General features: G+C 73.2%; 11 protein-coding genes and 1 tRNA gene. 11 read left to right on the top strand and 1 reads right to left on the bottom strand.

The window, feature by feature from the left end; all coding sequences use genetic code 11:
* Nucleotides 1-322: 322 nt before the first annotated feature.
* The 6 genes from rplU (at nt 323) to ABZ914_RS36630 (ending at nt 6,705) form a co-directional block, all read left to right on the top strand.
* The gene (rplU, locus tag ABZ914_RS36655) at nt 323-637 is read left to right on the top strand and encodes a 50S ribosomal protein L21 (RefSeq protein WP_190868380.1); all 315 of its coding nucleotides are present in this window, start codon (nt 323-325) and stop codon (nt 635-637) included.
* Nucleotides 638-651: 14 nt separating this feature from the next.
* Nucleotides 652-909 carry a 50S ribosomal protein L27 gene (gene rpmA / locus ABZ914_RS36650; protein ID WP_151544591.1) on the top strand — a complete coding sequence of 86 codons (258 nt, stop codon included), beginning with the start codon at nt 652-654 and terminating at the stop codon, nt 907-909.
* A gap of 125 nt (nt 910-1,034) precedes the next feature.
* A complete protein-coding gene (gene obgE, locus ABZ914_RS36645; RefSeq protein WP_500198930.1) occupies nt 1,035-2,432 on the top strand; it encodes a GTPase ObgE in 1,398 nt (465 codons plus the stop codon).
* 30 nt (nt 2,433-2,462) lie between these two features.
* Complete coding sequence (proB, locus tag ABZ914_RS36640; protein WP_190868378.1) at nt 2,463-3,575, top strand: glutamate 5-kinase; 1,113 nt, start codon at nt 2,463-2,465, stop codon at nt 3,573-3,575.
* Nucleotides 3,576-3,585: 10 nt separating this feature from the next.
* On the top strand, nt 3,586-4,842 hold the full coding sequence (locus ABZ914_RS36635) for a glutamate-5-semialdehyde dehydrogenase (protein ID WP_500198929.1): 1,257 nt from the start codon (nt 3,586-3,588) through the stop codon (nt 4,840-4,842).
* A gap of 105 nt (nt 4,843-4,947) precedes the next feature.
* Nucleotides 4,948-6,705, top strand: coding sequence for a TIGR03767 family metallophosphoesterase (locus ABZ914_RS36630; RefSeq protein WP_500198927.1), 1,758 nt, complete (start codon nt 4,948-4,950; stop codon nt 6,703-6,705).
* A gap of 80 nt (nt 6,706-6,785) precedes the next feature.
* On the opposite strand, the gene ABZ914_RS36625 is transcribed toward ABZ914_RS36630, so the two are convergent.
* Nucleotides 6,786-7,805 (bottom strand): M48 family metallopeptidase, encoded by a 1,020-nt coding sequence (locus tag ABZ914_RS36625; protein ID WP_500198925.1) that lies wholly within the window; start codon nt 7,803-7,805, stop codon nt 6,786-6,788.
* Between the two features lie 89 nt (nt 7,806-7,894).
* Here ABZ914_RS36625 and ABZ914_RS36620 point away from each other — a divergent pair, with 89 nt between their 5' ends.
* The 5 genes from ABZ914_RS36620 (at nt 7,895) to ABZ914_RS36600 (ending at nt 11,244) form a co-directional block, all read left to right on the top strand.
* Nucleotides 7,895-9,181, top strand: a complete 1,287-nt coding sequence (locus ABZ914_RS36620; protein WP_500198924.1) for a phenylacetate--CoA ligase family protein — start codon at nt 7,895-7,897, stop codon at nt 9,179-9,181.
* Nucleotides 9,182-9,238: 57 nt separating this feature from the next.
* Nucleotides 9,239-9,841, top strand: a complete 603-nt coding sequence (gene nadD / locus ABZ914_RS36615; protein WP_190868374.1) for a nicotinate-nucleotide adenylyltransferase — start codon at nt 9,239-9,241, stop codon at nt 9,839-9,841.
* Between the two features lie 181 nt (nt 9,842-10,022).
* Nucleotides 10,023-10,436, top strand: a complete 414-nt coding sequence (rsfS, locus tag ABZ914_RS36610; RefSeq protein ID WP_190868373.1) for a ribosome silencing factor — start codon at nt 10,023-10,025, stop codon at nt 10,434-10,436.
* The gene (locus ABZ914_RS36605; RefSeq protein ID WP_500198922.1) at nt 10,429-11,091 is read left to right on the top strand and encodes a histidine phosphatase family protein; all 663 of its coding nucleotides are present in this window, start codon (nt 10,429-10,431) and stop codon (nt 11,089-11,091) included. The genes rsfS and ABZ914_RS36605 overlap by 8 nt, the downstream gene beginning before the upstream one ends.
* An 80-nt stretch (nt 11,092-11,171) precedes the next feature.
* Nucleotides 11,172-11,244 (top strand) — tRNA-Ala (locus ABZ914_RS36600).
* The last annotated feature ends 94 nt before the right edge of the window (nt 11,245-11,338 follow it).

The raw sequence follows: 11,338 nt of genomic DNA, 5'->3' as shown, positions 1-11,338 counted from the left end.
GCCCCCCCGCGGGCCCGCCCCCCCCGCGGGGCCGCCGCGCCCCCCCCCCCCCCCCCCACGACACGGCGGACACAAGGGATGCAGTACACTTGGGGTTCGGCGCGCGTTGTGGCGCGTCCGGACCAGCACCGCGAGGCCCGTCCGGGGCTCGTCCGGTGCGCCCCCCGCCGATCCGGTGGGGAACAGCAGAGAGCGCCGGGGTTCCGCCCTGGCGTGCCGCCCTCGGCCCGGTGCCGGGGGTAGGCCCTCATCCGGGGGCTGGTGTAAGCCACGCGTGGGACCGGTTCAGTCCGGAAGCGCGCGCAGACGAGAGGTATCCGCGGTGTACGCGATTGTCCGCGCAGGCGGCCGGCAGGAGAAGGTGGCCGTCGACGACGTGCTGACCGTCGACAAGCTGGCCGGTGACGTCGGCTCGACCGTCAAGCTTCAGGCCCTGCTGGTCGTGGACGGCGACAACGTCGTCAGCAAGGCGGCCGACCTCGCCGGCTACGAGGTGACCGCCGAGATCCTCGGCGCGGTCAAGGGCCCGAAGATCAACATCATGCACTACCGGAACAAGACCGGTTACAAGCGGCGGATGGGTCACCGTCAGCCGTACACCGAGGTCAAGATCACCGGTATCAACTCCGGGAAGTAAGGGAGAGCGGTCACATGGCACACAAGAAGGGCGCATCGTCCAGCCGTAACGGTCGCGACTCCAACGCCCAGCGCCTCGGCGTGAAGCGGTTCGGCGGCCAGGTCGTCAACGCCGGCGAGATCATCGTCCGCCAGCGCGGCACCCACTTCCACCCCGGCCCCGGCGTCGGGCGCGGCGGCGACGACACGCTGTTCGCGCTGGTCGCGGGCGCGGTGCAGTTCGGCCGGTACCGCGGCCGCAACGCCGTGAGCATCGTCCCGCCGGCGGAGTAGTCCGCCTGCATCAGACGTTTTCCAAGGGGCGGACCGCTGAAGGTCCGCCCCTTTGCCCTGTTCATGGGCGCCCCGTCCATGGGGCGAGCGCCCTGTTCGAGGGCCGACACCGAGGAGGATCCACCGTGGCCGCTGGAGCGGGTTCGGGCGCGCAGTTCGTCGACCGGGTGGTGCTGCACGTCGCCGCGGGGAACGGCGGCAACGGCTGCGCGTCGATCCACCGGGAGAAGTTCAAGCCGCTGGGCGGCCCGGACGGGGCGAACGGCGGGCGCGGCGGCAGCGTCGTCCTCGTCGTGGACTCCAACGCGGCGAGCCTGCTGGAGTACCACCGGCGGCCGCACCGCAAGGCGGCGAACGGGCGCCCCGGGCAGGGCGGGCACCGGACGGGCGCGGACGGCGCGGACGTCGTGCTGCCCGTCCCGGACGGCACCGTCGTCAAGGAGGGCGACACGATCCTCGCGGACCTGGTCGGCGAGGGCACCCGGTTCGTCATCGCGCGCGGCGGCCAGGGCGGGCTCGGCAACGCGGCGCTCGCGACCGCCAAGCGCAAGGCGCCCGGGTTCGCGCTGCTCGGCGAGCCGGGCGAGGAGCGCGACGTGGTGCTGGAGCTGAAGAGCGTCGCGGACGTGGCGCTCGTCGGCTTCCCGAGCGCCGGGAAGTCGTCGCTGATCGCGGCGCTGTCGGCGGCCAAGCCGAAGATCGCCGACTACCCGTTCACCACGCTGATCCCGAACCTCGGGGTGGTGAGCGCGGGGGACACCGCGTTCACCGTCGCGGACGTCCCGGGCCTGATCGAGGGCGCCAGCGAGGGCCGCGGCCTCGGCCTGGAGTTCCTCCGCCACATCGAGCGGTCCTCGACGCTCGCGCACGTGCTGGACTGCGCGACGCCGGAGCCGGGCCGCGACCCGGTCAGCGACTTCGAGGTCATCGAGCGCGAGCTGCAGGCGTACGACCGCGTCCTCGGCGACCGGCCGCTGTCGGACCGGCCCCGCATCGTCGTGCTGAACAAGGTGGACGTCCCGGACGCCCGCGAGCTCGCCGAGATGGTGCGGCCCGAGTTCGAGGCGCGCGGGCTGAAGGTGTTCGAGGTGTCCGCGGCGTCCCACGAGGGGCTGCGGGAGCTGGCGTTCGCGATGGCGGCGATGGTCGAGGAGCACCGCGCGTCGCTGCCGCCGGCGGAGCCGACCCGGATCGTGATCCGGCCGGAGCCGGTCGGCGGGGACGTCGACTTCGAGGTGAAGGACCTCGGCGACAACACCTACCTGATCACCGGGGCGAAGCCGGTGCGGTGGCTGCGGCAGACCGACTTCGCCAACGAGGAGGCCGTCGGCTACCTCGCGGACCGCCTGGCGCGGCTCGGCGTGGAGCAGGCGCTGGCCGACGCGGGCGCGAGCGCCGGCGCGACCGTGCTGATCGGCACTCCGGACGACGCGATCGTGTTCGACTGGGAGCCGGAGATCGTCGCCGGCGAGGTCGCGGCGGGCCCGCGCGGCACCGACCGCCGCCTGGACGGCCACCGCTAGGTTCCCACCCCCCCGGAGGAGAGAGGCCCGATGAGCGAGCGCGAGGCGATCGCGAAGGCGCGCCGGATCGTGGTGAAGGCGGGTTCGTCGTCGCTCACCACCCCGCAGGGCACGATCGACGCGAACCGCATCGACGCGCTGGTGGACGTGCTCGCCGCGCGCCGCGCCGACGGCGCCGAGATCGTGTTCGTGTCGTCCGGCGCGATCGCGGCGGGCCTCGGCCCGCTCGGGCTGACCCGGCGGCCGCGCGACCTCGCGACGCAGCAGGCGGCGGCGAGCGTCGGGCAGGGCCTGCTGTTCGCCCGCTACACCTCCTCGTTCGCCCGGTACGGGGTGACGGTCGGGCAGGTGCTGCTGACCGCGGACGACATGATCCGCCGGTCGCACCACCGCAACGCGCAGCGCACCCTGGAGCAGCTGATCACGCTCGGGATCCTGCCGATCGTGAACGAGAACGACACCGTCGCGACCGACGAGATCCGGTTCGGCGACAACGACCGGCTCGCCGCGCTGGTCGCGCACCTGACCCGCGCGGACGCGGTCGTCCTGCTGTCGGACGTCGACGCGCTCTACACCGGCGATCCGCGGCGGCCCGGCGTCCGCCGCATCGCCGACGTGCGCGGCCCGGCGGACCTCGCGGAGGTCGAGCTCGGCGGGTCCGGGCGGGTCGGCACCGGCGGGATGGTCACCAAGGTCGAGGCGGCGCGGATCGCGGGCGTCCCGGTCGTGCTGACGAACGCGGCGTCCGCCGCGCACGCGCTGGCCGGCGACGAGGTCGGCACGCTGTTCCACCCGGCGGACGCCCGCCGGATGTCCACGCGCGACCTGTGGCTCGCGCACGCGACCACCGGCCAGGGCCGCGTCACGCTGGACGCGGGCGCCGTGGACGCGGTGGTGCGGCGCCGCAAGTCGCTGCTGCCCGCCGGGGTGACGGGCGTCGAGGGCGACTTCGCCGCGGGCGACCCCGTCGACCTGTGCGACCCGGAGGGGCGGGTCGTGGCGCGCGGGCTGGTGCACTACGACGCGTCCGAGATCCCCGAGCTGATGGGGCGCTCGACCCGCTGGCTCGCGCGCGAGCTGGGCGCCGAGTACGAGCGCGAGATCATCCACCGCGACCACCTGGTGGTCCTGACACGGCAGTGAGGAGTTCGCGATGAGCGAGCGCGAGCAGTTCCTGATGGTGGCGCGGCGCGCCCGGGAGGCGGCGGCGGGGCTGGCGCCGCTGCCGCGGGCGGCGAAGGACGCGGCGCTGCGCGCGATCGCGGACGCGCTGGTCGCGGCGGCCCCCGAGATCGTCAAGGCGAACGCGTCGGACGTCGCGCGGGCCCGCGAGAACGGCACGTCCGAGTACATGATCGACCGGTTGAGCCTGGACGAGGGCCGCATCGCCGGGATCGCCGACGCGGTGCGCAAAGTCGCGGCGCTGCCCGATCCGGTGGGGGAGTCGGTGCGCGGGAGCGTGCTGCCGAACGGGCTGGAGCTGCGGCAGGTCCGGGTGCCGCTCGGCGTCGTCGGGATCATCTACGAGGGCCGCCCGAACGTGACCGTGGACGCCGCCGCGCTCTGCCTGAAGAGCGGGAACGTGGCGATGCTGCGCGGCTCGTCGTCGGCGCACGACTCCAACACCGTGCTGGTCCAGGTGATGCAGGCGGCGCTGGCGGGGACGGAGGTGCCGGGGGACGCGGTGCAGCTCGTCCCGGGCACGTCCCGCGAGTCGGTGAAGCACCTGATGCGGGCGCGCGGGCTGGTGGACGTGCTGATCCCGCGCGGCGGCGCCTCGCTGATCAACTCGGTGGTGGAGGAGTCGACCGTCCCGGTCATCGAGACGGGCGTCGGGAACTGCGCCGTGTACGTCGACGCGGCCGCAGACGTGGACATGGCGGTCGACATCCTGCTGAACGCCAAGACGCAGCGTCCGTCGGTGTGCAACGCCGCGGAGACGTTCCTGGTGCACGCGGACATCGCCGACGCGTTCGTCCCGCGCGCGCTTGAAGCGCTGAAGCAGGCCGGGGTCACGGTGCACGGGGACGAGCGGATCCGCTCGTACGGCGACGGTGTGGTGGAGGCGACCGAGGACGACTGGTACGCCGAGTACCTGTCGCTGGACATCGCGGGCCGCGTCGTCGACTCCCTGGAGGACGCCGTCGCGCACATCCGCACGTACGGGTCGGGCCACACCGAGGCGATCGTGACGACGTCGCAGCCGGCCGCGAAGCGGTTCGTCGCGCTGGTCGACTCGGCCGCGGTGATGGTGAACGCCTCGACGCGGTTCACCGACGGCGAGGAGTTCGGGTTCGGCGCGGAGATCGGCATCTCGACGCAGAAGCTGCACGCGCGCGGGCCGATGGGGCTGCCAGAGCTGACGTCCACCAAGTACGTCGTCACGGGCGAGGGGCACCTGCGCGGCTGAGCCGCGGGTCCGCCGGGGCCGCCGGGCGCGCGAACCGGTGGCTCCGGCGGAATTGTGACACTGTGACCCTTGATGTCACGTTGCTCGGCATGGTCTGATGCGGCTGTGAATCCTGAGATCAGCCGTCGCCGCGTCCTGAAGGGCGCCGCGCTCGGCGCGGGGATCGCCACCACCGGACTCGCCGCGTTCCCCGCCCGCCCCGCCGCCGCGGCGGCGGCCCCGCTGCGCGGCCCCGCCGCCGGCACCACCCTCGACCGGACGTACCTGCTCGGGAAGGCGGGCGCCGGCGGCTACCGGCCCGTCACCGCCGGGCCGGGCGAACCCCACCTGCTCCGCCGCGACCTCGGCGGCACCGCCTCCCCGAAGCGGGCCGCGACCCGGCGCGGCGTCCTGGCGTTCGGGCAGCTCACCGACGTGCACATCATCGACGCGCAGTCCCCGGCGCGCGTCGAGTTCGCCGACCGGCTCAAGGACGCCGCCGGCATGCTGCCCGTCGAGGGCGCCTACCGGCCGCAGGAGATCCTCACCACCCAGGTCGCCGAGGCGATGGTCCGGGCGATCAACACGGTCGGCCGCGGGCCCGCCACCGGCCTCGGCCTGTCGTTCACCATCAACACCGGCGACGCCGCCGACAACGTCCAGTACAACGAGCTGCGCTGGATCATCGACCTGCTCGACGGCGGCCGGATCCGCCCCGACTCCGGCGACCCGGACCGCTACGAGGGCGTCATGGACCTCGCGTCCTACGACCGCGCCTTCTGGCACCCCGACGGCCCGCCGCCCGGCGCGCAGCCCGACATCCCCATGGCGAAGTACGGGTTCCCGCGCGTCAGGGGCCTGATCGACGCCGCGCGCCGCCCGTTCCAGGCGACCGGCCTGACCATGCCGTGGCTCGCCGCGTTCGGCAACCACGACGGCCTCGTCCAGGGCAACCTGCCCGTCAACCCGATCGTCTCCGGACTCGCCACCGGCGGCATCAAGATCGGCGCCCCGGCGGACGACGCCCAGGCGCGGCGCCTCGCCCGCATGCTGGAGAAGGCCGACGCCGCCGAACTCGTCCGGCTCAGCCGCGAGCGCGGCGGTGCCGGCGGCCTGTTCCGCCAGGTCACCCCCGACCCGGGCCGGCGGATGCTGTCGCGCGCCGAGGTCGTCGCCGAGCACTTCCGGACGACGGCGTCGCCGCACGGCCACGGCTTCACCCAGGCGAATCTCCGCGACGGCACCGCCTACTACGCCTTCGACCGCGGCATCGTCCGCGGGCTCGTCCTCGACACCGTCAACCCGAACGGCTACTCCGAGGGCTCGCTCGACAAGGCGCAGGTCGCGTGGCTGGAAGCCCAGCTCAAGGCGGGCAGCGGCCGCTATCTCGCCGCCGACGGCTCCACCGTGCGCCACGCCGTGAAGGACCGGCTGTTCGTCCTGTTCAGCCACCATCCCATCGCCTCGCTGACGAACCCGCTCGGCGGCGGGCGCGTCCTCGGCGACGAGGTGGAGGCGCTGCTGCTCCGCTTCCCGAACGTCGTGCTGTGGGTGAACGGGCACACGCACCGCAACCAGGTCATCCCGCACGCCCGCCCGTCCGGCGGCGGGTTCTGGGAGGTCAACACCGCCGCGCACATCGACTTCCCGCAGCAGAGCCGCATCGTCGAGATCGCCGACAACCGCGACGGCACCCTGTCGGTCTTCGCGACGGTGCTGGACTCCGCCGGCCCCGCCTCCTACGGCGGGCGGCTCGCCGACCCCGTCCACCTGGCGTCGCTGTCGCGCGAGCTGGCGGGCAACGACTGGCAGGAGCGCGCCGAGCACCGCCGCGGCGAGGCCGCTGACCGCAACGTCGAACTCCTCGTCCCCGCACCGTTCTGACGCACGGAAAAGGGCCGCCGTGTCCGTGTCACGGCGGCCCTGGCCTTCCCGCGGCCTGGCTTTCCCGCGGCCTGACTACGTCAGGAGTCGTTGCGGCGGTTGATCCGGTCGAACAGCCCGCCCGCCGCGCTCGCCGCGGCGTCCGCCATGTCGCGGACCTTGCCGACGAACGGGTCCGCGGTCCGCTCCCACGAGTCCCGGTAGGACTTCGCGGCGTTCTTGATCTCGTCGGTGACCTTGGCGCTGCCGTCGTCGTCGCGGCGCGGGTAGTCGCCCGCGAGGATCCGCTCGTACTCGCCGCTGCGCGCCCATCGGTCGATCTCCGCGAACCGGATGACGGCGAACGGGTGCGACTGCCCGAGCAGGTTCAGGAACTTCAGCAGCCCGTCCCGCACGTCGCCGGCCGCGTCGTACTCGCGGGCCTGCTGCAGGAACGCCTCGCTGCTCATCTCGTGCAGCCGCGTCCCGCCGGCCAGCTTCATGTTGACCCGCTTCGCCGCGTCCAGGTCCTGGCCGGCCAGCAGCCCGGCCCGGTCCGACGACAGCTCCGCCTTCCGGAACCACTCGCGCAGCCCGATGATGATCGCCGCGATGCCGATGTTGCCGAGCGGCAGCCACGCCAGCCGCGACCCGAGCTGCAGCAGGATCTGCATCATCGTCTGGTACACCGCGTGCCCGGACAGGATGTGCCCGACCTCGTGCCCGATGACGAACCGCAGCTCCTCGTCGTCGAGCAGGTCGAGCAGCCCGGTGTTCACCACGATGAACGGGTGGTCGGACCCCAGCGCCATCGCGTTCGGCGTCGGGTCCTGCCGGACGTAGACCTCCGGCACCTCGGGCATGTCGAGGATGTAGCAGGCGTCGCGCACCATGTCGTTCAGGTGGTGGAACTGGTCGTCCCCGACGCGGACCGTCCCGCCGAGGAACATCAGCCGCAGCGACCGCTCGTTGACCAGCCCCGACAGCTTGCGCAGGACGACGTCGAACCCGGACAGCGAGCGCAGCGCGACGAGCGCCGAACGGTCCGCCGGGTGTTCGTAGGCCCGGGAACTGATCCCGGGAAAGCGCGTCCGTGCCCGATCCGGTGTGTTCTCCGTCATGTCTGGCATGGTAGTTCCGACGAACCACTTCGGCGGAGGGTTCCCCGGTGCGGAGCCCGCGTCCGGCTGTGGCCTGCCCAGGAGGCGCGATGTTCGATCCCCGAGCCGAGGCGATGTCGATCGACGAGCGGTCCGCGCTGCAGCGGCACCGGCTCTGGGGGCTGGTCGACCGGCTCGTCGCGGCCGGCGGCGTGCAGGGCGACCGGCTCAAGGAGGCCGGCGTCGCGGGCGGCGCCGACGTGACGCTCGCCGACCTGAGCGGCCTCCCGTTCACCACCAAGCAGGACCTCTGGGACGGCTACCCGTTCGGGATGCTCAGCGTGCCGCGCGACCAGGTCGCCGCCGTGCACGGGTCCAGCGGGACGCGCGGGCGGCCGACGCTCGTCGCCTACACCAAGGCCGACCTCGACCTCTGGGCGGCGATGTGCGCGCGGTCGCTGGCGTGCGCCGGCGCGGAGCCGGGCAGCATCGTGCACAACGCCTACGGGTACGGGCTGTTCACCGGCGGCATCGGCATCCACCAGGGCGCCGTCGCGCTCGGCGCGACCGTCGTGCCGATGTCGGGCGGCATGACCGACCGGCAGGTCCGCATGCTCGCCGACCTGCGCCCCGACATCCTGACCTGCACTCCCGCGTACGCGCTGCGGCTCGGTGAGGCCGTCGCCGAGGCGGGCGTCCAGCTGCCGGCGCTGAAGGCCGGCCTGTTCGGCGCCGAACCGTGGTCCGAGGAGCTGCGCGCGGCGATCGAGGCAGTCCTGCCGATCAAGGCGATGGACGTCTACGGGCTCTCCGAGGTCATCGGGCCCGGCGTCGCCGCCGAGTGCCTCCAGCAGGACGGCCTGCACGTCAACGAGGACCACTTCATCGTCGAGGCCGTCGACCCGTCCACCGGCGAGCCCGTCGAGGACGGCACGCCCGGCGAGCTCGTCTTCACCACGCCGACCAAGCAGGCGCTGCCGCTGCTGCGCTACCGCACCGGCGACATCGCCTCGCTCACCCGCGGGGAGTGCCCCTGCGGCCGGACCCTCGTCCGCATGAGCAAGGTCATCGGGCGCGCCGACGACATGATCGTGGTCCGCGGGGTCAACGTGTACCCGAGCGAGGTCGAGCGGGTGCTGCTCGGCTCCGGGCTGGTCGGCCCCCACTACCAGATCGTCGTGGACCGGCGCAGCCCCGCCGTCCGGCTGCTCGTGGCCTGCGAGGCGGTCTCCGGCGACCCGCGCGAACCGCTCGTCCACGCGCTGCACGAGGCGCTCGGCCTCACCGCCGAGGTCGTCGCCCTTCCCGGCGGGACGGTCCCGCGGGTGGAGGTCGGCAAGGCCGTCCGCGTCGTGTCCTGGGACGGCGGCCGGCCGCCCCTGCCCGGGCTGAGCTGAGCTTCGGCCAGGGGGCGGACGTTCCGGGCCCCGCCCTGGCTGGCTATTCTCGTCGCCATGACGCAAAAGCGGCGGTTGGGGATCATGGGCGGCACGTTCGACCCGATCCACCACGGGCACCTCGTGGCCGCCAGCGAGGTCGCCCACTTCTACTCGCTCGACGAGGTCGTGTTCGTCCCCACCGGCCTGTCCTCCCACAAGGAGGGCCGCAAGGTCGCCGCCGCCGAGGACCGCTACCTCATGGCCGTCATCGCCACCGCGTCCAACCCGGCGTTCTCGGTCAGCCGCGTCGACATCGACCGGCCCGGCCCCACCTACACCGTCGACACCCTCCGCGACATGCGGCAGATCCACGGCCCCGACGCCGAGCTGTTCTTCATCACCGGCGCCGACGCCCTGGAGAAGATGCTCACCTGGCACGACACCGAGGAGCTGTTCGAACTCGCGCACTTCGTCGGCGTCACCCGGCCCGGGCACCGCCTCGCCGACCCGGGACTGCCCGACGGCAGAGTCTCGCTCATGGAGGTTCCGGCGCTGTCGATCTCCTCCACCGAGTGCCGCGAGCGCGTCCACTCCGGCGAGCCGATCTGGTACCTCGTGCCCGACGGCATCGTCCAGTACATCAACAAGCGCGACCTCTACCGCGCCGACGCCGCCTAGATCGTCCCGGACTGCCCTGCCCTGGACCTTCGCCCGGACGATCAGGGTGCCGCGCCGCATACCCTGGAATGGGCACTGGACGCCCGTACCAGCCCGAACACCAACGAACAGGGACGCCGGCCGCCACCCATGAGAAGGTGTTAGCCGAGACGACCCCTACAGGGAGGATCGCGAGCGCATCGTGACCGCATCCGACAGGGCGGCACAGCTGGTCCGGATCGCCGCGGAGGCGGCGGGCGACAAGCTGGCCGACGACATTCTTGCCTACGACGTGAGCGAGCAGCTGGTCATCACCGACGCCTTCGTGCTCTGCTCGGCGCCCAACGACCGCCAGGTCCGCGCCATCGTCGACGAGGTCGAAAAGCGCCTCCGCGAGGAGGCCGACGCCAAGCCCGTCCGGCGCGAGGGCGAGCGCGAGGGCCGCTGGGTCCTCCTCGACTACTCCGACGTCATCGTGCACATCCAGCACGAGGAGGACCGGCTCTTCTACGCCCTCGAACGGCTCTGGAAGGACTGCCCCCTCATCGCGCTGCCCGACAGCGTCAACGCCCACATGGAGCAGCGTGCCCGCGCCGTCGGGAGCGCGAGTGAGTGACGCCCGCCCGACCCGCGAGCCGGGCAAGCGCACCCTGCTGCTGTGGCGGCACGGGCAGACCGCCTGGAACGTCGAGCGCCGCTTCCAGGGCAAGACCGACATCCCCCTGGACGAGACGGGCGTGGCGCAGGCGCACCGGGCCGCCCGGCTCCTCGCCGGGCTCCGCCCCACCGCCCTGCTCGCCTCACCGCTGCGCAGGGCCGCCGACACGGCCCAGGCGCTCGCCGACGTCACCGGGCTCCCCGTCCAGTACGACAAGGACCTGATCGAGCGGGACGGCGGCGCCTGGGAGGGCCTCACCGCCCGCGAGATCCGCGAACGCTACCCCGAGGAGCACGCCGCCTGGCAGCCGCCCGGCGGCGAGACCAGCGCGCAGGTCGCCAAGCGGGTCGGCGCCGCCCTCGAACGCGCCCTGGACGAGCTGCCGCCCACCGGCAGGCTCGTCGTGGCGTCCCACGGCGCCGCCCTGCGCCTCGGCATGTCCCACCTCCTGGGCCTCCCGGAGGAGACCTGGGAGCGCCTCGGCGGCCTGTCCAACTGCTGCTGGTCCGTCATCACCGAGATGCGGGACGGAGGGTGGCGCCTCGCCGAGCACAACGCGGGCACCCTCCCCGAACCCGTCCTCGGCGACGACCGGACCGACAACGGCGCCTGAGACCCAAACGATTCGAGACCCACCCCCGGTGTCCTATACACTGGCGGAGCGCTGCGGGATGAACGTCCACGCAGTCGCACGGGGCTATGGCGCAGTTGGTAGCGCGCCTCCATGGCATGGAGGAGGTCTGGGGTTCGAATCCCCATAGCTCCACGCGTGTTGGGCCACCTATGGTCGGCGCCCCTTCGGGGGCGCCTTCCCCGGTGGCCCGCGGTGTTTATCGGGGGGAGGTCCCGCCGTGCCCCCG

The organism is Spirillospora sp. NPDC046719, from assembly GCF_040645715.1.
Lineage (GTDB): Bacteria > Actinomycetota > Actinomycetes > Streptosporangiales > Streptosporangiaceae > Spirillospora.
This window is presented reverse-complemented; position numbering and strand designations above follow the sequence as displayed.